General features: G+C 65.5%; 27 protein-coding genes. 7 read left to right on the top strand and 20 right to left on the bottom strand.

Going from position 1 to position 26,262, the window contains the following annotated elements; genetic code table 11:
- Positions 1-172: 172 nt before the first annotated feature.
- Complete coding sequence (locus ACQY4K_RS12560) at positions 173-931, bottom strand: SDR family NAD(P)-dependent oxidoreductase (protein ID WP_428390546.1); 759 nt, start codon at positions 929-931, stop codon at positions 173-175.
- 122 nt (positions 932-1,053) lie between these two features.
- Between ACQY4K_RS12560 and ACQY4K_RS12555 the strand changes: the two genes are divergently transcribed.
- Positions 1,054-1,665 carry a TetR/AcrR family transcriptional regulator gene (locus tag ACQY4K_RS12555; protein ID WP_428390545.1) on the top strand — a complete coding sequence of 204 codons (612 nt, stop codon included), beginning with the start codon at positions 1,054-1,056 and terminating at the stop codon, positions 1,663-1,665.
- A 23-nt stretch (positions 1,666-1,688) separates the two neighbouring features.
- On the opposite strand, the gene ACQY4K_RS12550 is transcribed toward ACQY4K_RS12555, so the two are convergent.
- The 3 genes from ACQY4K_RS12550 to ACQY4K_RS12540 are packed head-to-tail and all read right to left on the bottom strand — an operon-like array spanning position 1,689 to position 3,771.
- Positions 1,689-2,273 (bottom strand): isochorismatase family protein, encoded by a 585-nt coding sequence (locus ACQY4K_RS12550; RefSeq protein WP_428390544.1) that lies wholly within the window; start codon positions 2,271-2,273, stop codon positions 1,689-1,691.
- Positions 2,274-2,279: 6 nt separating this feature from the next.
- Entirely contained in the window at positions 2,280-3,305 is a 1,026-nt protein-coding gene (locus ACQY4K_RS12545) for a zinc-dependent alcohol dehydrogenase family protein (RefSeq protein WP_428390543.1), read from the bottom strand.
- Positions 3,306-3,312: 7 nt separating this feature from the next.
- Positions 3,313-3,771 (bottom strand): nuclear transport factor 2 family protein, encoded by a 459-nt coding sequence (locus ACQY4K_RS12540; protein ID WP_428390542.1) that lies wholly within the window; start codon positions 3,769-3,771, stop codon positions 3,313-3,315.
- Between the two features lie 141 nt (positions 3,772-3,912).
- On the opposite strand from ACQY4K_RS12540, the gene ACQY4K_RS12535 reads away from it, so the two are divergent.
- The 3 genes from ACQY4K_RS12535 (at position 3,913) to ACQY4K_RS12525 (ending at position 7,287) form a co-directional block, all read left to right on the top strand.
- Positions 3,913-4,803, top strand: a complete 891-nt coding sequence (locus tag ACQY4K_RS12535; protein ID WP_428390541.1) for a LysR family transcriptional regulator — start codon at positions 3,913-3,915, stop codon at positions 4,801-4,803.
- 462 nt (positions 4,804-5,265) lie between these two features.
- The gene (locus ACQY4K_RS12530) at positions 5,266-6,234 is read left to right on the top strand and encodes an NADP-dependent oxidoreductase (RefSeq protein ID WP_428390540.1); all 969 of its coding nucleotides are present in this window, start codon (positions 5,266-5,268) and stop codon (positions 6,232-6,234) included.
- Positions 6,235-6,285: 51 nt separating this feature from the next.
- The gene (locus ACQY4K_RS12525; protein WP_428390539.1) at positions 6,286-7,287 is read left to right on the top strand and encodes a quinone oxidoreductase family protein; all 1,002 of its coding nucleotides are present in this window, start codon (positions 6,286-6,288) and stop codon (positions 7,285-7,287) included.
- Between the two features lie 132 nt (positions 7,288-7,419).
- On the opposite strand, the gene ACQY4K_RS12520 is transcribed toward ACQY4K_RS12525, so the two are convergent.
- On the bottom strand, positions 7,420-7,857 hold the full coding sequence (locus tag ACQY4K_RS12520) for a winged helix-turn-helix transcriptional regulator (RefSeq protein ID WP_428390538.1): 438 nt from the start codon (positions 7,855-7,857) through the stop codon (positions 7,420-7,422).
- Between the two features lie 127 nt (positions 7,858-7,984).
- Between ACQY4K_RS12520 and ACQY4K_RS12515 the strand changes: the two genes are divergently transcribed.
- On the top strand, positions 7,985-8,746 hold the full coding sequence (locus ACQY4K_RS12515) for an SDR family oxidoreductase (protein WP_428390537.1): 762 nt from the start codon (positions 7,985-7,987) through the stop codon (positions 8,744-8,746).
- A gap of 185 nt (positions 8,747-8,931) precedes the next feature.
- Here the strand turns inward: ACQY4K_RS12515 and ACQY4K_RS12510 are convergent, their stop codons facing one another.
- The 6 genes from ACQY4K_RS12510 to ACQY4K_RS12485 form a co-directional block, all read right to left on the bottom strand.
- Complete coding sequence (locus tag ACQY4K_RS12510) at positions 8,932-9,435, bottom strand: 23S rRNA (pseudouridine(1915)-N(3))-methyltransferase RlmH (protein WP_428390536.1); 504 nt, start codon at positions 9,433-9,435, stop codon at positions 8,932-8,934.
- A 15-nt stretch (positions 9,436-9,450) separates the two neighbouring features.
- Positions 9,451-9,933, bottom strand: coding sequence for a ribosome silencing factor (gene rsfS / locus ACQY4K_RS12505; RefSeq protein WP_428396103.1), 483 nt, complete (start codon positions 9,931-9,933; stop codon positions 9,451-9,453).
- A 62-nt stretch (positions 9,934-9,995) separates the two neighbouring features.
- Positions 9,996-10,604 (bottom strand): nicotinate-nucleotide adenylyltransferase, encoded by a 609-nt coding sequence (locus tag ACQY4K_RS12500; RefSeq protein ID WP_428396101.1) that lies wholly within the window; start codon positions 10,602-10,604, stop codon positions 9,996-9,998.
- The gene (locus tag ACQY4K_RS12495; RefSeq protein ID WP_428390535.1) at positions 10,601-11,845 is read right to left on the bottom strand and encodes a glutamate-5-semialdehyde dehydrogenase; all 1,245 of its coding nucleotides are present in this window, start codon (positions 11,843-11,845) and stop codon (positions 10,601-10,603) included. Before ACQY4K_RS12495 ends, ACQY4K_RS12500 begins: the two co-directional genes overlap by 4 nt.
- Positions 11,842-12,087: an acyl carrier protein gene (locus tag ACQY4K_RS12490; RefSeq protein WP_428390534.1), complete on the bottom strand. Its 246-nt coding sequence runs from the start codon at positions 12,085-12,087 to the stop codon at positions 11,842-11,844. Before ACQY4K_RS12490 ends, ACQY4K_RS12495 begins: the two co-directional genes overlap by 4 nt.
- Before the next feature lies 1 nt (position 12,088).
- Positions 12,089-13,960, bottom strand: a complete 1,872-nt coding sequence (locus tag ACQY4K_RS12485; protein WP_428390533.1) for an HAD-IIIC family phosphatase — start codon at positions 13,958-13,960, stop codon at positions 12,089-12,091.
- 83 nt (positions 13,961-14,043) lie between these two features.
- Between ACQY4K_RS12485 and ACQY4K_RS12480 the strand changes: the two genes are divergently transcribed.
- Positions 14,044-15,087: a potassium channel family protein gene (locus tag ACQY4K_RS12480; protein WP_428390532.1), complete on the top strand. Its 1,044-nt coding sequence runs from the start codon at positions 14,044-14,046 to the stop codon at positions 15,085-15,087.
- Positions 15,088-15,104: 17 nt separating this feature from the next.
- On the opposite strand, the gene ACQY4K_RS12475 is transcribed toward ACQY4K_RS12480, so the two are convergent.
- The 8 genes from ACQY4K_RS12475 to ACQY4K_RS12440 form a co-directional block, all read right to left on the bottom strand.
- Positions 15,105-16,073: an ABC transporter ATP-binding protein gene (locus tag ACQY4K_RS12475; RefSeq protein ID WP_428390531.1), complete on the bottom strand. Its 969-nt coding sequence runs from the start codon at positions 16,071-16,073 to the stop codon at positions 15,105-15,107.
- Positions 16,066-17,040: an ABC transporter ATP-binding protein gene (locus tag ACQY4K_RS12470; protein WP_428390530.1), complete on the bottom strand. Its 975-nt coding sequence runs from the start codon at positions 17,038-17,040 to the stop codon at positions 16,066-16,068. The genes ACQY4K_RS12475 and ACQY4K_RS12470 overlap by 8 nt, the downstream gene beginning before the upstream one ends.
- Positions 17,037-17,924 carry an ABC transporter permease gene (locus ACQY4K_RS12465; RefSeq protein ID WP_428390529.1) on the bottom strand — a complete coding sequence of 296 codons (888 nt, stop codon included), beginning with the start codon at positions 17,922-17,924 and terminating at the stop codon, positions 17,037-17,039. The genes ACQY4K_RS12470 and ACQY4K_RS12465 overlap by 4 nt, the downstream gene beginning before the upstream one ends.
- Before the next feature lie 106 nt (positions 17,925-18,030).
- Positions 18,031-18,987, bottom strand: coding sequence for an ABC transporter permease (locus ACQY4K_RS12460; RefSeq protein ID WP_428390528.1), 957 nt, complete (start codon positions 18,985-18,987; stop codon positions 18,031-18,033).
- Positions 18,988-18,993: 6 nt separating this feature from the next.
- Positions 18,994-20,646, bottom strand: a complete 1,653-nt coding sequence (locus ACQY4K_RS12455; protein ID WP_428390527.1) for an ABC transporter substrate-binding protein — start codon at positions 20,644-20,646, stop codon at positions 18,994-18,996.
- 54 nt (positions 20,647-20,700) lie between these two features.
- Entirely contained in the window at positions 20,701-21,321 is a 621-nt protein-coding gene (locus ACQY4K_RS12450) for a hypothetical protein (RefSeq protein ID WP_428390526.1), read from the bottom strand.
- Between the two features lie 154 nt (positions 21,322-21,475).
- Positions 21,476-22,273 (bottom strand): SDR family oxidoreductase, encoded by a 798-nt coding sequence (locus ACQY4K_RS12445; protein WP_428390525.1) that lies wholly within the window; start codon positions 22,271-22,273, stop codon positions 21,476-21,478.
- A 67-nt stretch (positions 22,274-22,340) separates the two neighbouring features.
- Positions 22,341-23,876, bottom strand: a complete 1,536-nt coding sequence (locus ACQY4K_RS12440) for a class I adenylate-forming enzyme family protein (protein WP_428390524.1) — start codon at positions 23,874-23,876, stop codon at positions 22,341-22,343.
- Positions 23,877-24,129: 253 nt separating this feature from the next.
- On the opposite strand from ACQY4K_RS12440, the gene ACQY4K_RS12435 reads away from it, so the two are divergent.
- The gene (locus ACQY4K_RS12435) at positions 24,130-25,398 is read left to right on the top strand and encodes a TetR/AcrR family transcriptional regulator (protein ID WP_428390523.1); all 1,269 of its coding nucleotides are present in this window, start codon (positions 24,130-24,132) and stop codon (positions 25,396-25,398) included.
- Here ACQY4K_RS12435 and ACQY4K_RS12430 read toward each other — a convergent pair.
- Positions 25,373-26,245, bottom strand: a complete 873-nt coding sequence (locus tag ACQY4K_RS12430; protein ID WP_428390522.1) for an SDR family NAD(P)-dependent oxidoreductase — start codon at positions 26,243-26,245, stop codon at positions 25,373-25,375. The two genes, ACQY4K_RS12435 and ACQY4K_RS12430, sit on opposite strands and share 26 nt — an antisense overlap.
- Positions 26,246-26,262 lie beyond the last annotated feature (17 nt).

Genomic DNA, 26,262 nt, shown 5'->3' with positions numbered 1-26,262 from the left:
AGTCAATTCGATGTGACGGGATGGTAGAGTACCATGCTGGAAGCATAACATTCGCTCAAGTGGGTGTCATCTCCGCGACACCCGCTGGTCGTCTAAGATCATATCGTTTCGTCAAGGTGCTCGACGCTCCGGGGTGGTGGAACGCCGTCTTGTCCACTTCTGAAGGATTTGATCACCAGGGAATCGTCTGGCCATCCTTTCCGGTAAAGCCGCCGGTCGGTCCATCCTGCGCTAGCAGCGCCACGCGCACCGCCTCACGCGCGCCCTCTTCGACCGTCTCGGTGCCCGAATAGCCGTTCAGATTTGTCCTCGTATAGCCCGGAGAGACGGCGTTGACCCTGATTCCCTCGGGCTCAAGCTCTATCGCCATGGCAAGCGTCAGGGCGTTGAGCGCGGTCTTCGACGCCGGGTAGACTGGGCCGAAAATTTGGCGGTAAGTGAAGCTCGGGTCAGCATTCCGCCCAAGCGATCCAACACCGCTCGACACGTTGACAATGCGTGCGCCCGGCGTGGCGCGAAGAATGGGCAGCATGGCCTGATATACCATGAGAACGCCGAACACGTTCGTTTCCCAGACGGCGCGCATCTCGTCCAGCGCCACGTTGCTCGGGCGAGTGGTCTTCGCATACTCCTGGACCGATTGGCCCTCGCGCTTGCTCTTGTTGGAAATAGCTGCGTTCTGGACCAGCACATCAAGGCGGCCGAACTCTGTGCGGACGCGCCCGGCGGCCTCGGCGATCGAGGCCTGGTCGGTGACGTCGAGCTGGATCGCATGCGCATCCTGACCGATGTCCCCGGCTGCGGCCTGGCCGCGCGCGAAGTCACGTGATCCCACCAGGACCGTGAAGCCGTGGCTTACGAGATCCCTGGCGATCTGTAGCCCGATCCCCTGGTTGGCTCCGGTGACCAGAGCGACGGCTTTGTCCTGCATCACGACCTCATTGATTGCGCGTGTTCCGCCCGTTGTAACCGCCAAACCCATGCGGTAGCGTTAAAACGGAACAGGCTCCGTATAAAACAGGAGCGTGTTCCGTTTTGCAAGGGGGAATGTGGGTGAGCAAGGCGCCGACTGGACACAACGAGAGCCCGAAGGCGGCGCCGAGATCCGGCCGCGGGCCGCGCGCCGACGCGCAGCGGAACCTCGTGGTCCTGCTTCAGGCTGCCAAGGAGGTGTTCGCCGCCGCTGGCGTCGATGCGCCTGTCCGCGACATCGCTGATCGCGCCGGGGTCGGGATTGGCACCGTCTACCGGCATTTCCCTCGCCGCGCCGATCTCATTGCGGCCGTGTTCCGCCAGGAAATGGAGGCCTGCGCTGCTGCCGTGGACAGACTTGCGGCGACGCATCCGCCCTTTGCGGCTCTCGCGGAAGGCATGCAGCTTTTCGTCCAGCTCGCAGCGACCAAGCGCGGCCTCGCGGAGGCGTTGCACTCGGGAGACCCAGCGTTCGAAGGATTGCCAGCGCGCCGGGAGCAGCGTCTTAGGCCGGCCTTCCAGGCTTTATTTCAGACGGCAATGGCGGTCGGTGCGGTCCGACGCGACATCGACGCCGACGAGTTCCTCAATGCGGCCGCAAGCCTATGCATGTCGACCCATGACGTCCGTCCGGACCATGTGCAGCGAATGGTCGCATTGCTCGTAGACGGCTTGCGTCATCAGACGGCTTGAGCGTCTGCTACTCGTATTAGGCATCATGCTCGCCGCCGGATCGCCTTGATGACAGCCGCCGCGTCGCGCACCCGCGCGATGCGGGGCAGAATGTTGTCCACCGCGAAAGCATGCAGGCCGGGTGCCACGCTGCCGCAGGCGTCAGCCGCGATCACGACGTCGTAGTTGAGATCGAACGCCGCGCGGGCGGTCGCCTCGACGCCCATGTTGGTCGCGACCCCGCAGATCACAACGGCACGACAGCCGCGCCGGCGGAGCTGGAGGTCGAGCTCTGCGCCGAAGAAGGCGCTCATTTGCCGCTTGGTGATGCGGACCGCGGCCGGCAACGCTTCAATCTCGGGCACCAGCGTCGCGAAGCCCGGCGGCAATCCCTCCAGCGGCAGCGCCCAGGGCGCGTCGGCCCTGCCGCGTGGCGCGTCGGCATAGCCGGGCGCGAAGTCGGTCACCGTCAGAGCGATGGGCGCGCCCGCATCGGCAAAGGCCCGCCCGAGTGCTGCCGCCCGCCCGACGATCGCGTCGCTGCCGAACGGCACCGGCTCGGGCAAGAGAGTTCCCTGCTGGAGGTCGATCACGACCAGCGCGGTCGCTTTCGGGTCAAGGTCTAGCATGGTGGTTCAATCCTCTGAAGTCGTCACTTCGACCACGACCTTGCCGAAGGCGCCGCTCGCAAGATGGTCGAGTGCCTTAGGCAGTTTGGTGAAAGCGTAGCGTCCGTCGATCACCGGCTTGAGCCCGATCCGATCCACCGCACGCACCAAGTCCTCCAACGCACGGCGGTGGCCGGTGACGATGCCCTGGATCATCGGCGCCTTGAGCAGCACGGGCGTGGTCGGCGCCCGCAGTTCGGCGCTACCGAGCAGCCCGATGACGGAGACCCGCCCGCCGGGTGCGACCGCCTCGATCGAGACCGCAAAGTTCTCGCCGCCAACCAGGTCGAGAACATGGTCAACGCCGCGGCCCGCGGTTATCCGGTGAACGGCCGCGACCACGTCCTCGCCGTTACGATTGATGCCATGTCGCGCGCCGAGTGCCTCCACGCGCGCGAGCTTGTCGTCGCTGGAGGAGGTAACGATGACCTCCGCCCCGTGCGCGGCGGCGAGCTGAACAGCAAACAGCGCCACCCCGCCGGTGCCGGGCACAAGCACGCTGTCGCCGGCCCTGACATGGCCCTGCTCCACCAGGGCGAACCAAGCGGTTAGGCCCGCGACGGGAAGCGTCGCCGCCTCGGCGTTCCCGAGCGAGGCAGGTGCGGCAACAAGCCAGTCCTCGGGCATGCAAACATATTCCGCCAGTATGCCGGGATAATGGCCGCCGAGAGTGCGATAGGACGGATCCTTTGCCATACCGCCCGGCCGGCCGTCGATCCATTCGGGCAGAAAGCTGGCGATCACCCGGTCACCGGGGCGGAACCGACTGACGCCGCCGCCAACCACGTCCACGACCCCCGCCATGTCGGACGCAGGAACGAACGGGAAGGACAGGTCCAGCCCCATGCCGTGGTCAATCATCATGAGGTCGCGCGCGTTGAGAGCCACTGCCGCCACGCGCACGCGGGCCTCGCCGGGGCCGGCCACGGGCAGCGGAGCCCCGTCGAGCCGCAGACCGTCCCGGCCGAAGCGGTCGATGACCCAACGACGCATGGCCGGCTCACCGGGCATGGATCGGCGCCGGCTCAACCCGGTCCCACACCGCGTTGAACGCGGCCATGTCGAGGAACTCGACTACCCTGGTCACTCGGCGTCCCGCCATCTCGAACACGAATACGTAGTCGTTGGCGTAGGCCTGTCCGTCCCGCGTGGTGCCGGTTGCGTCTGCCAGAACGACCACGGAGTCCACGTTCCCCAAGAGCGTGCGGAGCTGTGGCACTGGCGGTTCGGCGAAGCGCGCCATGAAGGGACCCGCCACCTCTCGCAGAAAGGCTGCCTTGCTGAAGGTGCCGCAATGCGGCGACGTGCCGGAGATGACAATCTGCGCGTCCGCGTCCATCAGGTCGTAAATGGAGCCCTTGCCGCGGCCCCAGGCGGCGAAAGCCCGACATATGGCCCGCGCGGAAGCGGTGCGTAGCGTCGTGATCGAGACCGCCGCAACGGCTCCGGTCAGCGTCACGGCTAACGTTGCAGGAACCATCCTCGGCTTCATTGGGCGACGCTTACTTTCTTCGGCTCGGGTCCGCCGTTGTCCTATGCCTTCCGCCGCTGTTCGACTATCGTACATAAACCGAAGTCACTCCTTTCATAGCGGTGCATAATGCGTGGGTCTGAATTTGCGGAACTGCGCGCGTTCGCCGAAGTCGCCCGGCGGCAAAGCTTCGCGCGGGCGGCGGAGCACCTGCGAGTCGCCCCGTCGACGCTGAGCCAGACCGTACGCGCGCTGGAAGAGCGACTGGGCATCACGCTGCTCAGCCGCACGACGCGCCGCGTTTCGCTCACCAGCGCGGGAGCCCGGCTGCTTGAGCGGTTCGCTCCGGCCCTGGACGAGATGGAGGCGGCGGTAGCCGAGGCGCATGACGGCCGGGCGCGGCCACGCGGCGTTGTCCGCTTACACGCGCTGCGGCCGGCCTATGCCGGCCATGTCGAGCCGATGCTGGGCCACTTGCGCGAGACCCTGCCGGACGTGACTCTGGACTTGACGGTGGATGACGCGCCATTGGATGTGGCGGCGAGCGGGTATGATCTGATCATTCGGCGCGCGCCGTTTGTGGATGACGGTATGGTCGCATACGAACTGGGCTCCGACCTTCGGCACGCCGCTGTCGCGTCGCCCGGCTATCTGGCAACGTGCGACGTTCCGGCTTCCCCCGAGGCGCTGGCGAAGCATCGCTGCATCCTGTGGCGCCCCGCCAAAGGCGAGACGCAGCGCTGGCGGTTCGAAGTAGCGGGCGAGGCGATGACGGTTGCGGTCGCCGGGCCGCTGATTGTGTCCCATTGCGAGGCGGCCGTCGCCGCCGCACTGCAGGGCGTCGGCATCGCTTTCGTGCTCCAGTCCTACGCAGTCCCGTTCACCGACAGCGGCAGGCTCGTGTCTCTGCTGGCCGAGTTCCTGCCGCCGCTCGCCGGATGGAAGCTGTGTCATCCCAGGCAATTCCGCCTGACAGCCGCCGCGCGTGCGGTTGCTGATGTGCTCACGCATTCCGTCTAGAGCACTTCCCGCGCCGCTTGGCGCCGGAGTAGTGCTCTAGAATACTGATAAGCGGGCAAATATATCCGATCAGGTGACTCCACCTGATCGGATTTTGCCCTCGTCAGAGACGCGACGACAGATCGTAGACGTCGTGAAAGGCTCGTGCGAGGTGTTCGTCCAAGTCGCTTGGCCCTCCGTCCAACCATGACGAAAAGGCTTGGCTATACGCAGCCATTCCCACCTGAGCCGTCAGTGCCGCCAGTCGGTTAGGAACGCCGCGCTTCTGTAGCGGTGGCCTGATCGTACCAGCGCTCACCATACAGCCTCAAGGCCGCCTCTTGCAGGCGACGACGCACCTTGTCTCCGTCTCGCGGCATGGATACCGTCACCCCCTTGTCAGCGACTGACGATAAAATTACGTCCGTGAATATAAGCCTGACCACGATGAAGGGTCGCGTCGCCGAAAAATGGAGAGCAGCCATGAGCAGTTCAGAGCCAGCCACCATGCGGACGCTCCGCTTCCATAACCATGGCGAATGGGCCGACGTGCTCCGCCTGGAGGATGCGCCCATTCCAACACCGAAAGCGGACCAGATACGCGTGCGGGTCCACGCGTGCGCGCTCAACCCCATGGATTGGGTCCTGTGCCTGGGGGGAATGCCGGGGCCTGTGCCTGGCGGCATAGGTCTTGATGTCTCCGGGACCGTCGATGCCGTGGGTGCAGACGTTACGGATGTCCGCATCGGAGATCCCGTCTTCGGCGTTCCCGATTACATGGGCTACCCAACTGCCGGCGCATCGGACTATGCGATTATGGCTTTCTGGGAGCCTGTACCCGATGGCCTTGACCTTGACGAAGCGGCTGCATTGCCGATGGCGGTCGAGACGGCTGTGCGCAGCCTCGACCTGCTCGGCTTGTCGAGCGGCCAAACCATCCTGATAAACGGGGGCGGGACGATGGTGGGCTTTGCCGCCGTCCAAATCGCGCTGATGCGCGGCGCTCATGTGATCGCAACAGCAGGTGACACGTTTGCGAGCCGCCTGCGGGACTTGGGTGCGGCGGTCACGTCCTATGGCGACGGCATGGTGGAGCGGGTTCGCAAGATTGCGGGTGGAGCGCCAGATCTGGTTCTGCACACCGCGCTCGCGCCGGGTGTGCTGCCCGATCTGATTAAGATTGCTGGCGGCGATGCCGGTCGAGTCATGAGCATCGCCGATTTTGACGAAGAAGGGCTTGGCGTTCGCACCACGGGCCGGGAGCCGGGTCTGGTTCCACGCTACGATGTGCTCGGCCACTTCGCGCAGCTTGCTGCCGAAGGGCGTTTCAACGTGCCCGTGGCGCGCACGTTCCGCATGGAGGACTGGCGCCAAGCGCTTGCGCTGAGCCACGGCGGACACGCGCACGGCAAACTTCTGATCCTGCCCGATCGCGCCGTCTCGGCGAGCTAACATCAAGAGAAATGGATGACACGCGTCCGGCGCGCGGGAAAGGGTGACGACATGAAGGCCATCCGCATCGAACGGTATGGTGGACCGGAGGTGCTCCAGCTCCAGGACATTCCGGTGCCCGCTCCCGACGCAGGCGAGGTGCTGGTGCGGATGGCCCATGCCGGGATCAACGTGATGGACGGGGGAACCCGCAAAGGCGCGTTTGCGAACTCGCAGACCTACCCCGTTCACCTGCCGACCACCATCGGCATGGAAGGGGCGGGAACGGTGGAGCGGGTCGGTGCCGGCGTGACCGGGTTCCGCCCCGGCGACCGGGTCGCCTACTGCCTCGTCTGGAACAGCCATGCCGAGTTCGCCGTCGTGCCGGCCTGGCAGCTCGTCCACGTGCCGCCCGCCGTGCCGCTTTGCCTTGCTGCCGCCGCGACGTTCCAGGGATTTACCGCGCACTATCTGGCAACGGATGTCGGCCGCCTCGGACCTGGGCGGTCCTGCCTCGTCCACGCGGCGACGGGAGGTGTAGGGCAGCTCCTCGTCGGCTTCGCGGCGCGTCTTGGGGCCATTGTCTACGGCACGGTGCGCGCCGAGGACGACAAGCGGATTGCGCGCGAACGGGGCGCCCACGAGGTATTCCTGTCAGGCCAAGGCGGCTTCGTTGCACCGTTGCTTGAGCTGACCGGTGACGTCGGGGTGGATGTGGTGTTCGACTCCGTCGGCAAGCCAACGCTACGCGACGATTTCAAGGTGACGCGCAAGAAGGGATTGGTGGTGAACTTCGGGGCGTCCGGGGGCGCCGTGGACGACCTCAACCCTGCCGAATTGGGCGAAGCCGGGTCGCTTCATCTGACCCGTCCCCGGTTGAAGGACCACCTGCCCGACGCGGACACCATACAGGCGCGCGCGGCGGCGCTCTACGCCGGGCTCGCCGATGGCACGCTGTCGCTGGCGCTGGGCAGGCGCTACGCCATGGAACAGATCAGCGTGGCACATGCCGACCTGGAGGACGGCAAGGCCGAAGGCAAGCCGCTGCTCGACATTGCCGAAGGCGTGGCTTGAATAGATGTAGCAAAGCTCAGACTGATGTTGGCGTCTCAACAGCAACGGAACGAAAGCTATGTAAGGGATTGGGATATCTCGGCAGCGGTGTCATAGCAAAAGCTTCGAGCCGAGGCAGATCTGCGTCGGATGTCAGGCCGCCCTGCTTTTGCCGTCGAAGGTCTGGCGTGCCTGCTCGACTCCATTGAGGTTCTCCACCGCCCACACCCACACGCCACAGAAGGCGGCGCCGAGGGTCAGGCCGAGCGTCGTAAGCTTATACTCGACCTTGGGCGGCACGACGGCATGCACGGTCCGCACCAAGAGGCCGTCGCGCTCCATGTGGCGCAGGGTTTGGGTGAGCATTTTTTGGCTGATGCCGGGCACCAACTCGCTCAGCCGCGTAAAGCGCAATTCGCCGTGCTCGCCCAAGACCTCCAAGACAAGCATCGTCCATTTGTCGGCGACGCGCCCGATCAGTTCATGCACCAGCGCCTCGATCCGGGGATCGATATCATCGGGCGGCGTGGCCGCGGCATAGAGCTTCGCCATCGCGATCTGCTCTGCCGTGAAGTGTGGCAATGCGGACATATTCACTCTCCTTTTGGTAAGTATGGAACTTAATAGTGCCTTCTTCCGAATTGAGAGTGAAATGGCTTAATTGCAGGCAACAAGCACCCTCATCGATGCAAGGAGCTTGGGGCGCAAGGAGCCTGGCATGAAGCTGGAACACAGAACCGTCCTGATCACCGGAGGAACGAGCGGCATCGGCCTTGAGCTGGCTCGGCGGCTGCTGGAGCGCAAAAACACGGTGATCGTGACCGGCCGCGATCAGGACAGGCTCCGCGCAGCCACGCAGGCCCTTCCCGGCGTTCACGCCTTCAGGAGCGACGTCAGCGATCCTAAAGCCATTGCAGGGCTGCACGAGGCCGTGCTGTCGCGTTTTCCGGCCTTGGACACCCTGATCAACAACGCCGGAATCATGCGCAGCCTCAAGCTCAGCGAAAAGCGCGATCTTGAGGATGTGACGCGCGAGATCGAGATCAATCTCAGCGGGCCAATGCGGATGGTTCAACAGTTCCTGCCACACCTGAGAAGCCGGCCCGGCGCGCTGGTCGTCAATGTTTCGTCGGGACTGGCCTTCATCCCGCTTCCGGTGGCGCCGGTCTACTGCGCTGCCAAGGCGGGTATCCACTCTTTCACGCAGTCTCTGCGCATCCAGCTCCTGGGCACCGGCGTGACCGTGGTCGAGTTGGCTCCGCCCGGCGTCGAAACGCCGCTGCTGCGCGGCGAGTTCGCCGACGAGATGCGGGGGCGGAAGGCAATGAGCGTCCAGGTGCTCGCCAAACACGCCATAGCGGGCATTGAGGCAGGCAAGCTCGAAATCCGGCCCGGCCTCTCCAACGTGCTGAAAGCGATGAGCCGTGTCGCGCCTCAGTTCATGCTCAAGCAAATGGCAGGCATGGCAAAGCCGAAGTGAGACCCGCCTGGGACAATGGACACGAAGCGGGTCGAGCGAGGCCAATGCACCACTGATCGACTGCCCCAGCCGGACCTCACCGCCATGCTCCGCGGCTACGCTCGCGTGTCCACTGACGACCATGACCTTTCGCTTCAGCGGGCGGAGCTGCGCAGAATGGCAACCATCGTTGCCGGTATTGTTCTTCAAACGTCCGTTTGCCGAAGCGATGCACCTTTCTGCGGCCTGTCCGCCTGCGGGCGGCCAGATCGATGGTAGGGGTGGCCGGTTGCGATCGTTTGGGCGCGGTAGAGCTGTTCCGCCAGGAGCACCCTTGCCAGCATGTGTGGCCAGGTCAGCGGGCCGAGCGACAGCGCCCGGTCGGCGCGCTCGATGACTGGGCGATCGAGGCCCTCGGCGCCGCCGATGACAAAGCAGAGCGGCCGTCCCAGCCCTAGCCAGCATTCGAGCGCCGTTGACAGGCTCAGGCTCGTAAGAGCGTCGCCGGCCACGTCGAGGGCGACCATGAAGGCGCTCGCGGGCAATGCTGCCAGCAACGCCTGGCCTTCACGGCGCCTGATTTCCCCGACCGAACCGCGCGCCTCGGCAAGTTCGATGAGTTCGAGCGCCGGCCGCAGGCGCTGCGTGTAGCGGGCGAACAGGTCACGCTCCGGTCCCGGCCGGAAGCGGCCGATGGCGAGCAGGCGCATCGCCAAGCCTCGCCGCTATACCTGGGTGACGTCCGGCTCTTCCTGGGTCTCCGCGAGCGCCTCGTCGAGATCCGCTCCCCACATCCGCTCCAGCGCATACAGAGCGCGCGCCTCGCGCTTGAACAGATGGATGACGATGTCGCCGGCGTCGATCAACACCCAGTCGGAGCCATTGGCCCCTTCAATCAGCACGCGCTTGAGACCGGCCTCGCCGAGCTTCTCCTCAAGGTGGGTCGCCATGGCGCTGATCTGACGGTCCGCGACGCCGGTCGCGATCACCATACGGTCGGCGAAAGACGCCCGTCCGGTTAGGTCGAGCACGACGATGTCCTCGCCCTTGTCGTCTTCGAGGCTGCCGGTGATGATGTCGGTCCAGCGTTGCAGCAGCTCGGGCTCTGCGGGCGACCGTGCGGCAACACGCCTGCGCGGCCCCGCCGCGGCGGCCTTCTTGCGCGGCGTTCCGGGCGCGCGGGCCGCCTCCGCCAGGCTGGTCAGGATCGGACCCGACGCCTTGCGCGGCGGCGGCTTGCTGGTCTCAGTGGGGGGCTTTCTGGCGATGTTCAGTCTCCTGAGCCGCGCAATGCGGTGGCCGATATATCGTTCTGTGGCGCCGGCAGGAAGATCCAGGAGGGCCCGGCCCGGCACGCAAGCAACGGCGCCTCGCGCGCGGGCCGACGCGCATGCCGCAGGACCTCCGCCGCCCGCCCGGCGAGCGCGGCGCGAGTGTAGGAGGGTCGTGGCAGCACCGCAAACGGCACGAGCCTGGTCAGGCGACGCCACCCGCGCCAGCGTGGCAGATCGGCCAGCACGTCCGCACCCATCAGCCAGACAAAGCACGCATTGGGAAAGCGGCGTTGCAGCGCCGAGATCGTATCGACGGTGTAGCGCGTGTGCAGCGCCCGCTCGATGTCGGTGGCGACGATCCGCCGGCCGTCGGCAATCCCCCGCGCGCTGGCCAGCCGCTGCGCGAGCGGCGCCATGCCGCGCACCGGTTTCAGCGGGTTGCCGGGCGAGACCAGCAGCCAGACCTGATCCAGCGCCAGTTGCGCAAGTGCGCGACGGGCGACCTGGAGATGCCCCACATGCGCCGGATTGAACGAACCGCCGAGCAGTCCGATCCGCGACCGTCTGCGATCTCCCGTTGGTGGCAGGCGGCCCGAAGTGTTCAGGGTCTTGTCTGCCCCTGGCCGATCACCTCGGTGCGAAAGCAGGTGAGTTGCTCGAGCCCGACCGGACCGCGCGCATGCAGCCGTCCGGTGGCCACCCCGATTTCGGCGCCGAAACCGAATTCGGCGCCGTCGCAGAACTGCGTCGACGCGTTCCACATTGTCACCGCACTGTCGGTGCCGGACAAAAACCTATGGGCCGTGGCCGCATCCTCGGTGACGATCGCCTCGGTATGGGCGCTGCCGAAGCGCGCAATATGCGCGAGCGCCCCCTCGACGCCGTCCACCACTGCCACGGAGAGCACCGCGTCGAGCCATTCGGTGTGGAAGTCCGCCATGTCCGCCGCCGGCAGCTCGGGCAGGATCGCGCGCGCCGCGGCATCGGCGCGAAAGTCGCAGCCGAGGGCGGCAAGATCGGCGATGATCGGCGGCAACAGGGCCTCGGCACAGGCGGCATCGATCAGCAGCGTCTCGGTGGCGCCGCAGATGCCGGTGCGGCGCATCTTGGCATTGGCGACGATCGTGCGCGCCATCTCGGGCTCGGCATGGCCGTCGACGTAGGTGTGGCAGAGCCCCTCGGCATGCGCCAGCACCGGCACCCGCGCCTCGCGCTGCACCCGCTCGACGAGGGACTTGCCGCCGCGCGGGATGATGAGGTCGATGGCGCCCGCGGCCGCCAGCATCGCGGCGACATGGGCGCGGTCGGCGTCGGGGGCGATCTGCACGCAGGCCTCGGGAAGCGCCGCTTGGCGCAGCCCGTCCACCATCGCGGCATGGATCGCGCGCGCGCTGTGCAGGCTTTCGGAACCGCCACGCAGAATGACCGCATTGCCCGACTTCAGGCACAGCCCAGCCGCGTCGGCACCGACGTTAGGGCGGCTTTCATAAATCATGCCGATCACCCCGATCGGCGTCGCCACGCGCCGCAAGCGCAGGCCGTTCGGCCGCGTCCATTCGGCGAGCAGGCGTCCGACGGGATCATCGAGTGCGGCCACCGCCTCGAGTCCGGTTGCCATGGCCTCGATGCGCGCTTCGGTCAGGGTCAGCCGGTCGCGAAACGCCGCACTTGCCTCGGACGCGTCGAGATCGCGCGCATTCGCCGACAGAATTGCCTCGTAATCGCGGCGCAGCGACATTGCTGCCGCGCATAGCGCCGCATCACGTGTGTTCCGGCTCGATTGCGCCAGGACGCGCGACGCGGGGCGCGCCAGCGACGCAAGCGCCTTGATGTCCACGGCCGTCACTCCGCCTTCTTGGTCTTCACCAGGGCCGCGAGGTCGCCGACGTTCTTCAGGCGGTCGACCTCGCGCGAGCGCAGCCTGATGTCGAAATGCTGTTCCACGCCGAGAATGATGGACACCATCTTGACGGAATCCCAGCCCTTGACGTCCGCGGCACTGGTCTGCGGGGTCAGCACTAGGCTGTCGTCGCCGAACGCCTCGTGGAACACCTCGGTGAGTCCGGCATGGATCTCCGCATCGGTCACGTCAGTCTCCCTGCACGACGGTGATCGCGCTGTCTTGCGCGGTAAAGCCGGCGAGCGCCAGACGGGCACGATGGCCGCCATCCTCGAACTCGGCGATCCGCGTAAAGCCGAGCCGCTCGTAGTGGCCCGCGACCATCGCGTTCTTGGCGGTCGGCCGGTATTCGCCGAGCAGCGACGCGGCCCCGAGACGCCGCGCCTGCTCGGCCACCAGCGCCAGGGTCGCCGCCTCGACACTGCGTCCGAGCACCCGGCACGACATCAGCCAGGTGTCGATCAGACAATCGCCGTCGGCATCGATGCGCCCGATGACGATGGCGATGATGCCGTTATCGCCGAAACGGTCGAGCAGGCGCAGCTGCAACCCAAAGGCGTTCGCGTCGGCCATGACCGCCAGCACCTGTTCCTCGGTCAAACGCCGCGTTGTCAGGTTGAACTGGTTGGTCTTGTTGATGAGCTGGACGATCCGTCCCAGGCCGATCCGATTGAAACGCCGCCACACCAGACGCATCTCCAGTGAGCGCAGATAGGCCGGCATGTCGGTGGTCGAGGCCTCCAGCGCCGCGCGCGCGGTGTTGGCGGCGTAATGCGCAATGCGGGCGCGGTCCTCGTCGGTGATCGCGACCGCCTCGAAATATCCGGCCGCCGCCAGCACATCCGGCATCAGCGCCGGCTCGTCGTCCGGGACCTCGGGCACAGCGACCTCCGGCAGGGCGGCGCGCACCAGGTTGCGTTCGAACGGATTGTCGTCGAGGAACACCAGGTTATCGGTGCCGATATTCAGGCTGGCGGCGATCCGCCGCAGGTTGGTCGCCTTGTCGTCCCAATTGGCAACAAAACAGGAAATATCGTCCAGCCGCAGCAGCATGTCGGGGTGGCGCTCGAACGCCGCGCGCGCATTGGCCTCGTCGTTCTTTGAACAGACCGCGAGGATCACGCCGCGCCGTGCGAGTGCCTGGGCGTAGGCCTGCACCGCGAGATGCGCCTCGCCCAAAGCCGAGCCCTGGCCGATGGCGATGCCTTCGAGCCCGTCATCGCCGATGACGCCGCCCCACAGCGTGTTGTCCAGGTCGAGCACCAGGCACTTCGCGGCGCGCCCTTGCAGGGCTGCGATCAGGCGCCCGACCAGGTCTCCGTAGAGTGGTGCCGCGACCGGACTGATCTCCTGCTTGGAACGATGCCACAAGACCGGATCATGCCACTCCAGGATGCCGTCGCGGGATGCCGCCTCGTCGACCGCGAGCAGGTGCACGCCGGCGGCATCGGCATCGTCACGCAGGGCACCGTTCAGGCGTGCGATCAGGCGCGCCGGCGAGCCGGGCAGCCGATGCTCGTTGCTGCCGAGCAAAGTGGGCAGCACCGGCAGGATGGCCTGCTGGATCACCGTCGCACCCAGCGTCTCGCGCGCCATTTGCCAGCAGCGCGCAATACGGGCGCGCATGGAGTCCAGGCCTGCGTCATCCTCGATCCCCGCGGTGACGTGGCGGGAATCGAGCGCGAGCAGGACGATATGGGGACAAAAGCGATGCAGTTCCGATTCGACGTCGGACAGTTCCTGGAGATACTGACCGTATTCACCCTCTTGGATCACGACATGGATGTTGCGACGCAGGGCGGCGACTCGGATTGGCGCCGCCAGATGGACCGTGGTGGACGAGCCCAGGATGGCGAGCCGGACCGGCTGCGTCGCGAGCCCTGGTGGAGGCGTCGGAAAGCAGCGGCGCAGGACGGTGTCGAGCCGGTCGGTTCGCAGGAAATCCAGCCGCAGGTTGGCGAGGGCGACCAGCTCCGCCCAGCTCGGCGCGTCAGGCAGCGATTTGATACGGCCGTTGAAGTCGCCGGCATCGACAAGCCAGGCCAGCACAGGTTTTGGCATGAACGTCCCACCAGGCGAGGGCGCATCTTTCGCAGCCATCCCCGCGCTGTCAATCAAACGGTCACGAGCGAGGTGACGGGCCGATGCGTCGGCTGACCGGCGCCGCCCGCAACCTGGTCCTCGGCGTCGGCTTCGTGCTGGTGGTGATGGCCTGCGCGATCACCGCTTACGTGGAGCGCGGCTGGTCGTTTGGCGATGCGTTGTATTTTACCGTCCTGACCGTCTTCACGGTGGGCTATGACGAGGTGCAGCCGATCGACACGCCGATCCTGCGTGGCGTTACGATCGCGCTGATCGTGCTCGGCTGCTCGGGGACGATCTTCGTCACCGGCGCGCTGGTCCAGTTCATCACCTTCAACCAGATCAACGAGATTTTCGGCACCTTACGTATGAAAAACCGGCTCGAGGACATGCGCGGCCACGCCATCATCTGTGGCTATGGCCGGATCGGACTGATGCTGGCGCGCGAGCTGAAGGCCGGCGGCAAGCGCCTCGTGGTGCTCGAGCGCAACCCGGCGCGTCAGGCCCAGGCGCTGGCGGACGAGCATGTCTGCCTGCTCGGCGATGCCACCGAGGAGCAATCACTCAGGCAGGCGGGAATCGAGCGGGCCGCGGTGCTGGCCTCGGTGTTGCCGGACGATGCGCTGAACGTGTTCATCACGCTGAGTGCGCGCAGCCTGAACACCAGGCTGACCATCATCGCCCGAGGCGAGGCGGCGTCCACCGAGCGCAAGCTGCTGCAGGCCGGCGCCAACCGCGTGGTGATGCCGACCCAGATCGGCGCCGAGCGGATCGCCGAGATCATCCTGTTCCCCGAACTCAGCGATCAGGTTCGCGCGTCGCGGGCCGAGGCCTCGGCAAGCCTGCGCCAGCTCGGGCTGGAGATCGAGCTGATCATCACCGAGCCTGACGCCGCGTTCTGCGGCCTCACCGTCAGCGAAATCGAGCGGCAGGCGGGCAGCGGCTTCCTCATCCTGTCGGTCCAGGCCCCCGGTTCCACGCAGGCCGGTGCCGCGCAGACGGACGCAGCACCCCCGAGCGCCCGAATCCTGGCCGGCTACGGCGTCACCGTGGCCGTCCGCAGTGGCCAGACCGTGGCCCTGGCAGGGTTTCGGGCAGCGGCCTGAGCTCTGTTGCGTCGTCATCACGTATAGAGATGGCAGGCGACGACGTGGCCAGGCTCAACCTCGCGCGGCTGCGGCGCGACCGTCCTGCAATGCGGCATGGCAGAGGGGCAGCGCGGATGCAGATGGCAGCCGGTCGGGGGTGTGAGCGGACTTGGTATTTCGCCGTGCAGCACTGTTCGGGTGCGCCGGGCTTCGATGCTTCGATCAGGCACCGGCACCGCGGCGATCAGGGCCTTCGTGTAGGGATGCAGCGGATTGTCGTAGAGACTGCGCTTGGGCGCGATCTCAACGATCTCGCCGAGATACATCACCGCGACGCGATCGCTCAAATGGCGCACCACGGCGAGATCGTGCGCCACGAACAAATAGGTCAGGCCGAGCCTCTCGCGCAGCTCTTCGAGCAGGTTGACGATCTGCGCCTGGATCGAGACATCCAGCGCGGAGACCGGCTCGTCGCAGACGATGAAGCTGGGAGACGCCGCAAGGGCGCGCGCCACGCCGATACGCTGACGCTGTCCGCCGCTGAACTCGTGCGGGTAGCGACTGGCCATGCCGGGGTCGAGACGCACCAGACGGAACAGCTCGGCGACCTTCTCCCAACGTTCCGACGCGTTCGCCAGACGATGCACGAGCATCGGTTCCGCCACGGTATCGCCCACGGTCATGCGCGGATCGAGCGAGCTGAACGGGTCCTGGAAGATCATCTGCATCCTGCGCCGGACCTGGCGCAAGGCGGCACCCGACAAGGTCGTCAGATCGCAGCCCTCGAACAAAATGCGCCCGGCGGTCGGTGCGATGAGACTCAGAATGGCGCGGCCGAGCGTCGATTTGCCGCAGCCGCTCTCGCCGACCAAGCCGAGGGTTTCGCCTTTGCGTATGTGCAGGGTGACGTGATCAACCGCGCGTACGACGGCGTCGGGCCGTAGACGAAAATGCACGTCGAGATCGATGATCTCAACGAGGGTCTCGACTGCTGCCTCAGCCATCGACGTCGCGGATGCAGGCGATCCGGTGGTCATCTCCCACGCTGCGCAGCGGCGGCACCGCTTCGGTGCAGGCATCGATGGCGAAACGGCAACGTGGGTGAAACGCGCAGCCCCGCGGCAGGTGCAGCGGGTCGGGGGGCTGACCTTCGATCGGCACGAGCTTGTCCGAGACCGGCCGGTCGAGCCGTGGCACCGAGTGCAGCAGGCCGATCGTGTAAGGATGCCGGGGACGGGCAAACAACGCGTCGGCCGACGCCGATTCGACGATCCGCCCCGCATACATCACGTGGATGCGGTTCGCATAGCGAGCGACAACCCCGAGATTATGGGTGATCAACAGCAGCGCCGTTCGCTGCGTCTCGACCTGCGCGCTGAGCAGGTCCAGGAGCTGCGCCTGGATGGTCACGTCGAGTGCGGTGGTCGGCTCATCGGCGATCACGAGATCGGGTCCGCATCCCATCGCCATGGCGATCATGACGCGTTGACGCATGCCGCCGCTGAACTGATGGGGATAGGCAGAGGCACGTCGCGTCGGGTCCGCAATATTGACGGAGGCAAGCAGCGCGATGCCGCGCGCGAGCGCCGCCTTGACACCGAGCCCCCTGTGCAGCGTCAGCGGTTCGGCCACCTGCCGCCCGACCGTATGCACCGGATTGAGGCTGGTCATCGGCTCCTGGAAGATCATCGCGATGCGGTCGCCGCGCAGCGCCCGTATCTCGTCAGGCCCCATCTTCAACAGGTCGCGCCCCTCGAACAGGATTTCACCGTGCACGATGCGGCCGGGCGGGTTTTCGATGAGCCGGAGTATGGCCAGCGCGGTCGCACTTTTGCCGCAGCCGCTTTCGCCGACAAGTGCGGTGATTTCACCCCGCTCGATCGAGAAGGACGCATCGCGCACGGCGGCGACGACGCCATCGCTGGTCCTGAACTCGATGCCAAGCCGGCGCACGTCGAGGAGCGCGGTCACAGAAATCCCTTGAGCCGCGGGTCGAGCGCATCGCGCAATCCGTCGCCGACGAAATTGAAGGCGACAACGGCAAGCGAGATCATCAGCCCGGGTGCGATCGAAAACAGTGGCACGGATTGCACATAGGTGAAGCCGACACGCAGCTCTCCACCCCAGCTTGCCGTCGGTGGCTGCACGCCGACGCCAAGGAACGACACGCCGGCGGCAACCAGGATCGCGGTGCCGACGGTGATCGAGGCGGCGACGATGATCGGCGTGAGCGCGTTCGGCAGCACGTGGCGCCACATCAATCGAAAAGGCGAAACCCCCGCGGAGCGCGACGCCTCTATGAAGGACAATTCCCGCACCAGCAGCACCTGCCCACGCATGATCCGCGCAAAGCCAGTCCAGCCGAACACGGCGAACGACAGGATGATGTTGTAAATTCCCGGTCCCAGTGCCGCGGCCATCACCAGGATAAAGATGAGTGGCGGAAAGCAGAGGAAGGCGTCGGTGACGCGCATGATGATGGAATCGACAACGCCGCCGAGAAAACCCGCGACAAGCCCGACGGCGACGCCGATGACCGAGGAAATCGCGGTGCTGACGATGCCGACGAACAGCGAGACACGCGCGCCGTAGATGATCCGGGACAGCAGGTCGCGCCCGAGATTGTCGGTGCCGAGCCAATGCTTTGCCGAGGGCGGCGACAGCACGGCGTAGAGGTCCTGATGATAGGGGCTGTAGGGGGCGAGCCATGGCGCAAACACCGCCATCGCCAACATCAGCGCGATGATCACAAGTCCGACCATCGCCAAGCGGTGACGAAGCACCGCCTGCAGGAGAGACGAACCTCGGGATCGGGTCCGCGGCGGCACCACGGCGGCGGCGGTCAGGTCGCTCATCGGCCTAGAGCACTTTCCGACCAGACGGAATCGTCTGGTCGGGAGTAGTGCTCGCCAGAACAAGGGCTAGAGCTTGTTTCGTGAGCCTGTGCGAACGGAACATGCTCTAGGACCGTACCCGAACGCGCGGGTCGAGAGTGCCGTAGAGGATGTCCACCAGAAAATTGACGACGAGCACGTTGACGGATACCGCAATCAGCATCGCCTGCATCACCGGGAAATCCTTTTGGAAAATTGCGTCCACGGTCATGCGGCCGAGGCCGGGAATGGCGAAGATCACTTCGACAAAAAACGCGCCGGCCAGCAATCCTCCCCATGCGAGGCCGATGACGGTGACTACCGGAATCATGGCCGGCTTGATGGCGTGCAGGCGCACGACCGAACGCTCGGTCAGGCCCTTGGCGCGAGCGGTTCGGATGAAGTCCTGGCTCAGCACATCGAGGAGGCTCGACCGGACAAAGCGCGCCAGCAGGCCCGCCGACCCAAACCCGAGGACGAAGCCTGGCAAAACCATCGCCCTGACATTGTGCCACAGGCTCTGCGACAGCGGCACGTAGCCCGAAGGCGGAAAAATCGGCAGCGCCACCGCCAGCAGATAGATCAGCACGATGGCCAGCCAGAACTGCGGGATCGAGACCCCCAGGAGGGCGCCGGTGGTCAACGCCATGTCCAGCGGCGAGCCGCGCTTGACCGCGCTGACGATGCCGACCGGAATGCCGATCGCGAACGACCATAATGTCGCCCAGAAGAACAGCTCCAGCGTGATCGGCAGCCGCTGGAGGAACATCTGCAACACCGGCTGCCCGGTGCTCAGCGAGGTTCCCCAGTTACCGCGAAGGAAGTTGCCAAGCCAGACCACGAACTGCTCGGTGAGCGGCTGATCGAGGCCGAACTCGTGTCGCACGCGCGCAATCGCTGCCGGATCCTGGCCGCCCGGCGCGCTGCTCATCTGCGCCATGATCGCATCGCCCGGCATCAGGCGGGCGATGAAGAACACCAGCACCGTGACGATCGCCAGGACAATGCAGGCGTGCGCCAGTCTGCGCAGAATAAAGCGCGCCATACAGACTTAGGCGCTGTCGCTCTTGCCGTCCTTGAACCACAACGGATGCGACCAGTACCAGATTTCCTCGAACTTGTTCAGCTGCGCGTTGTTCCAACCGCGCACGTTCTTGCGCAACGCCGTGACGGTTTCCTCATACCACAGCCAGGCGTCCTCGTAATTGTCGTAGAGAACCTTATCGAGCTGCCAGTAGATCTGCTGACGCTTGGCGTGATCGAGTTCCACGCGGCCGGCCTCGATCAGCTTGATCGCCGCCTCGTCGTGGCTGCGACCAAAGTTGAAGCCGCCATCGGGCATGTAGAGTCCGGTCGCGATCAGGTCCGGATCATAGATATAGGTCCAGCCGCCCTCTGCGAGATCATAGTCGGCGGACTTCAGCGGCACGGTCTCGGCGACCGGGGCCAGCAGCTCGACGTCCCAGGTCACCCCGACATCGGCCAGCATGTTCTTGATGGCCGCGGCGATCGTCTGACCGTTGGAGGTGTTGTTGTAGTAGCCGCGCACGGTCAGGCCGCCGGCATGGCCGGCCTGCTTGAGCAGCGACTTGGCCAAATCGGGATCGTAGGAAACCGGCTTGAGGTTCGGGTTATGCGCCCAGTGGTCGTCCGGAAACATGCAGCTCGCGATCCGGGCGAGCCCGAATTGGGTGCCCGCGATCAGCGCACGACGGTCGATCGCATGACTGATCGCCTTGCGTATGCGTATATCCTTGCAGACACCTTTGGTGCAGTTGAAGCGAAGCGCATTGAGCGAGTTCTGCGGCCGTACATAGACATTCAGTGCGGGATCGTTCTTGATACCGGCATATTGCGATTTGTCGACGCCAAGCAGGACGTCGATGGTCCCGGCGCGCAGATTGGCGAGACGCACGGCGGGATCGGGAATGATCGTGACCAGCATGCCATCGAAATACGGCATGTCGGGATGTCCGGACGCCTTGGCGAACCACCAGTTCGGATTGCGTTTGACCCGCACGAAATTGCCGGGGCTGGCTTCGTCGAGGATGTAGGGTCCGGTGCCCACGGGATGCGTGTCGGTGTCGGTCGTACTCTTCTTCAGCGCGGCCGGCGAGATCATATAGCCGGGCACGTTGGAAATGACGCCAGGGAATGAGGCCCACGGTGTCTTGAAATGCCAGCGGACGGTCAGATCGTCCACAACCTCGACCGTGTCGAGCGGTTTCAGCCAGCTGGCACTCCAGGCCCCGTTCGCCGGGTCGCGTATCCAGTCGATGACAGACTTGATCGCGGCGGCATCGAACCTGGTGCCGTCCTGGAAGGTGATGCCCGGACGCAGCTTGGTGATCGCCGTCGTCGGGTTGTCGTAGGAGAGCGACTCGAGAAGCCAGGGTTCCGTCGGACGGTAACTGCCGTCGGTGTAGATCAGCTTCTCATAGAAGTCGTCGATCGTCAGCCAATCCAGCACCGGCCAATGGTCGGGGTTCATCTTGCCGATATAGACCTCGGCCGCGGTCCGCAGGATGCCGCCGCGCACCGGCTTCTCCGTTTTGTCCCAGACCGCCCATGGCTGGGAAACCAGACCTGGGTCGCCCGCGGCGTTCGTAGCAGTAACCGCGGCGGCGGCCGAGCCGGCTTGTAGCGCGTAACCGGCGGCAACCAGCCCCAGCATGAAATCGCGGCGATCAACAGGTGCGGTCATGACGCTCCTCGTGTGTGGCTGTTCGCGGCGTGCGATCAGATCGGACCTGGTCCATCAGTGCACGGTATAACTGACGAGCTCCATGTTCCATTTCGGTTGCCCGACATCGAGCACTTTGACGAGCGCATGCGCCTCTGGCGAGTACCAGCTCGTGTTACTCGATGTCCCTGCATAGCCGCTGGACGTCCAATTGTCCGTGCAGTCGATGCGGAAGGCCGGCATTGCCCCCGCTGGAACCTGGACGGTCTCCCAATCGATCACCTTGCAGGACTGCACGCTGTCCCAGGCGGATTCATCCGCCGTGGTGACACCACTATATGTCCCTTTCCAGCTCTTGCCGACCTGCAACGGGAACTGGATGCTCGGTGAAAACGGCTTGAATGATACCAGGTCATCGCCACGCTTGTCGGTGATCCGGACCAGGGCACCGTTACTGGCCTTATAATAGGCGGTGTCGTCACCGCAACGGCTGACGATAAATCCATTTTGGTTGGTCGCCGTTATCTGCCAGCGGCTGCACGCGACGGTCACAAAGTTGTTCTTGTAGACCAGCACGTCGCCGACAGCGGGCGTTGGCATCGATGCCACCGGCGCCGGCTCGGCCGCGCGGCTGACGTTTCCCAGGGCGACCGCGCATCCCGTCACGGCAATGCCAGCGATGATGGCCAAGTGCATTCTGAACGTCCTCCGCGCGTCCGCTTCTACGGCGCTATTTCAGGAGACGGTAACAGCATCACCGATCATCGTCACCATACCATATCGTCAAATGGCCCTACTTTCCTTGTTTTGACGGGAGCGACGGAGCGCCAACGAAATCGCCCGGCGCCGCTCAGCCGGCGGCTGACACGCCGGGTAGGCGTGCCTGGGACACGCCTCCATCGACGACCAGGGTCGAACCCACAACGTAGTCGCCGGAACGCGCTGCCAGGTAGACTGCCGCGGCGGCCATATCCTCGTCCCTGCCGATGCGGCCGGAGGGAATGTGGCGCGCGATATGTTCGGCTTGGTCACGCGCCGCGCGGTTCATGTCGGAGGCGAACGCGCCTGGGGCGATGGCGTTTACCAGGATATTGTCGGCCACGAGCTTGGCCGCCATGCGTCTGGTAAGGTAGATCAACGCCGACTTGGAAGCGTGGTAGCTGTAGGTCTCGAGCGGGTTCAGCGCGATCCCGTCGATCGAGGCAATGTTGATCACCTTGGCCGGGCGTTCCGGGCTGGCCGCCGCCGCCAGGGCGCCGTGCAGTGCCTGCGTCAGGAAGAACGGCGACTTCAGGTTTACGTTCATGACCTTGTCCCAGCCGCTCTCCGGGAAATCGTCGAAGGTGGCACCCCAGCTGGCGCCGGCGTTGTTGACCAGGATGTCGAGACGGCCACCCCCTGCGTCCGCGACCTGTTGCGCCAGGTCGCGAGCGCCGCTCACCGTGGAGATGTCGACAGGCAGTGGCACGCAAACGCCGCCGTGCGCTGACAGAGCCTTGGCCGTGGCGATGCAGGGCTCGGCCTTGCGGGCGCATATGTAAACCCGAGCGCCCTGGGCGATGAAGCCTTCCGCGATCATGCGGCCAATCCCGCGCGAGCCGCCGGTGACCAGGGCGCTGCGGCCCTCAAGCGAGAAAACGTCAAGCATGGAAGATCCTTCAGGTTGCGATGCCGTGGCTGGAGAAAACATAGCCCTCGGAAGCCTGCGCCATGCATCAGCTCCCGCGGTAGCCGTCGCGCAGCTCGCGTTTCAGGATCTTGCCGATATGGCTGCGGGGAAGCTCCATCATGACGCGCACGTCTGCCAGGCGCTGAACCTTGCCGAGCCTTTGGTTGGCCCAGTCACGCAGCGCCTCCGCGCCGATCGCGGCTCCGGGCGCGAGTGTCACGAAGGCCACGGGTGTCTCCCCCCAGGCGTCCGACGGCGTGCCCACGACCGCCACGTCCGCCACGTCGGGATGTGCCTGCAGCACGCCTTCGAGGTCGGAAGGAAAGACGTTGAAGCCGCCTGAGATGATCATGTCCTTCTTGCGGTCGAGCAGGATCAAAAACCCGTCCTCGTCGAAGCGACCCATATCGCCGTGGCGGACGAAGGCGCGTCCCGCCGCATCATGCCAGGTCGCCTCGGCGGTCTTCTCCGGCAAGTTGTGATAGCCAATCATGCTGAGCAGGGAAGCGCCGACGATTTCGCCCGCTTCGCCCGCTCCGACCTCGCACCCAGCCTCGTCGATCAGGTGCATGTCCACATGCGGCCAGGGCTTGCCCACCGTGTGCAGCTTGTCCGGCGTCTCGTGGGCGTAAAGCACCGTGCCGCCCCCGCCCTCGGTCATCCCATAATATTCGGTGAGACCCCCTGGCCAGCGGCGCAGCACCTCAGCCTTGAGCGCCGCGGACAAGGGCGCGCTGGTGCTGAATTTCATCTGGAACGCCGAAAGGTCAAAGCGGTCGAAGTCGGGGACTGCCAAAATACGCTTATACTGCACAGGGACCAGCATGGCGTGGGTGACGCGGTGAGACTCCGCCAGCTCCAGGAACTGCCTTGCGTCGAACTTCGGCATCAGCAGCTGCGTGCCGCCGCCACCGAGTGCCACGAACAGGGTGGAAAGGGTCGTGTTGGAATACAGGCCCGTGGAGACGAGCCACACTGTGTCCCTGCCGAAGCCGAACGGCGTGTCCGGGGTCTCCGGAGGCGTGCGCATGATGTGCGGTTGCACGATCCCCTTGGGCACGCCGGTTGTACCCGAGGAGTAGATGATGTTGAAGGCCCATTCGGGCGCGATCTCCACCGGCGCCGGCGTGCCCAAGGGCGCCAGCCAGCGGCCGAGTGGCACGCCGGCTGCGGTGTCGTCAAGCATCACCCATTGCGCGTCGATGCGGTCACGAACCGGCGCCAGGTGCTCGGCAACTTTGTTGTCTATGAACAGGATTTTGGCGGAGCAATCATCCAGCATCGCGGCCAGGCTTGCCGCGGTCGAGGATGCGGCGAGTGGTGCCACGACAACGCCGGCCCGCAAGGCGCCGCAGAAAACCTCGACGTAGGCGATCGAGTTGGCGGCGCAGATCGCCACCACCTCCTGCGCCCGCAGGCCGGCCATCTGCAGGGTCGCGGCCACGCGGTCGATTGCACCGTCAAGCGTCCTGAAAGAGACGACCTCGCTTCCCTCGATCAACGCAGGATGGTCCGGGGCTTCGGATGCCACATTGCGAATGCGGTCAGGCAAGCTGACAAACGCTGGCGAAGAGTCCTCCATGCGCGGTGCGCCTCTTGCTTTCACGGAACACCGTCCCGCGTCGCAGTGCCGAAGTTCCGAATTGGCGGTCGTCAGGGCGGCATTGCCCGCGCATTCTTCGGCTGGCCCCTGACCTCTGTCAAGACGAACATACCGCATCCTGAATCCCCCATCTCAGCCGCCGGCGAAGACCGCACCCCGTCGCTCGCATAAGCGCGGCAAACGGGTTACGCTGCACAGTGGTGCCGGAGGCGTCGACCAGAAACGAGGAGCGATGAGCACCGAGTCCGGCCCCGAACCTGCCGCGGCGGGCGCAAAGTTCGAATTCCGCAAGGCGATGATCGTTCGCGCGGCGGTTCCCGTGCTGAACCGAAAAGGCGTGCGCGGCATGACCTTCACGGAGATCGCCGGCGACCTCGGGTTGGTGCCGACGGCGGTGAACTACTACTTCAGGAGGAAGGAGGATCTTGCGGCGGCTTGCTTCCTGCAGGCGATCATTTTTTTCAACAGCCTGCTCGACCGCTCGGATCTCGAACCCACCCCGCGGCAAAGCCTGCGCCGCTTCCTGCAGGATTTCGCCGCCCACCTCGCCGCGGTCGATGCGGGTACGGCGGATCCCGTGGCCATTTTCAACGACGTGCGCACGATTGGAAATCCCGCTGTCGACCTCGCTTACACCGATATGTTCCGCAGGGTTCGGCGCATTTTCGCCTCCATCCCGCTCGTCGAGCCGGCTCGGCTCGGGCGCAATGCGCGAACCCACCTCCTGGTGTCGCAGGTGCTCTGGGCGGTGCTGTGGTTGCGTCAGTATGAGCCGGAAGACTATCCGCGCATGGTCGACCGGCTCTTTGATGTCCTTGTCAACGGACTTGCAGCACCTTGCAGCACCTGGGCCCCGCTGGACGCGGCCGCTCCCGAGGAGACGGGGGGAGCGCTGCGGTTGTCGCAGGAGGCCTTCCTCCGGGCCGCCACCGAGCTGATCAACGAGCATGGCTATCTTGGTGCCTCGGTGGGCCGCATCTCCGCCCGCCTGAACGTCAGCAAGGGCGCTTTCTATCATCACAACCAGGCCAAGAACGACCTGGTCGAACAGTGTTTTGACCGGACATTCAAAATCATGCGTGCCTCGCTGGCTGCCTCGGAGGCGCTGACGACGTCGGCAGGAGACGCCCTGTCCACCCTGGTCGGTTCGCTCACGCGGCGCGGTCTGTCGGGAGAAGCGCCGCTGATCCGTACCTCGGCACTCAGCGCCGCGCCGGAGGAGCTGCAGGCGCGGCTTGTGTTGCGCTTTAGCCGGTATTCGAGTCGCCTCGCCGGCCTGGTGAGCGACGGCATCGCAGACGGCTCCATCCGGCCCGTCGATGCCAATGTCGCCGCCCAGACGCTCGTGTGCCTGATCAACGCCAGTGCCGAGCTACAGCACTGGGCACCTGGCATCGACGCATCGACCGCCCTGGAGGCCTACGCGCGACCGCTATTCACCGGCATCCTTGGCCCCGACGACCCTACCCAGGCCGTCAGCGCGAAGGGGCCTCAGGCCTGAGATCCGGCCCCCAGGTGATTACCGGCGGCTCGCCGGCCGTAAGGATGGGCGTGAGCAGACCTGCGAGGTATGGCGCTACAAAATCGCCGTAAAAGACATAAAAGCGGTCCTCAAGGATCGCCTGCAATGTCGCCTCCGCGATCAGCTCCGGGGCCACGCCCGCGCCCTGGACTGAATTGGCGTGCGCAATCACCTCCGGATCGTTCCATTCCCGATCGCTCCAAGGCTGGTCGCCTTGCGGCCGATTGCGCCAGGAGCGGTGGATGTCCGTTGCGACCATGCCCGGGCAGACCACCGACACCCCGATCGGGTGGAGTTCCGCCACGAGTTCGGAGCGGAGCGCCTGGCTGACGGAGAGGACCGCCGCCTTGGATGCGCAGTACGGCGCGTGCTGGCCGATGCCGACGAAGGCCGCCAGGGAGGCCGTGTTGACCACGTGCGCCGGCTCACCTTGGGCGATCAGGATCGGGGTGAAAGCCCGCACCCCGTGCACCACGCCCCAGAAATTGACATCGAGCACCCAGCGCCAGTCATCCAGCGACATTCGCCAGGTCGGCCCGGTGATGGATACGCCGGCGTTGTTGACGACAACATGCACCTTGCCGAACGCCTCGAGTGCTGACCGGGCGAGCGCTTCCACCTCCTCGTATTTGGAGACATCCGCACGCACCCCGACGACCTCGACACCGTGGTGCCGCAGCTGTGCCACGGCGCGCTCGATGGCATCCGGCTGGATGTCGCCGATGATCAACTTCATGCCTTCGCGGGCAAAGCGTTCGGCCATGGCCAGGCCGATGCCGCTGGCGCCGCCGGTAATGACGGCCACCTTGCCTTTCAAATCACGCACGGGCGCACTCCCATCCT

The organism is Lichenicoccus sp., from assembly GCF_965276875.1.
Classification (GTDB): Bacteria; Pseudomonadota; Alphaproteobacteria; order Acetobacterales; family Acetobacteraceae; genus Lichenicoccus.
This window is presented reverse-complemented; position numbering and strand designations above follow the sequence as displayed.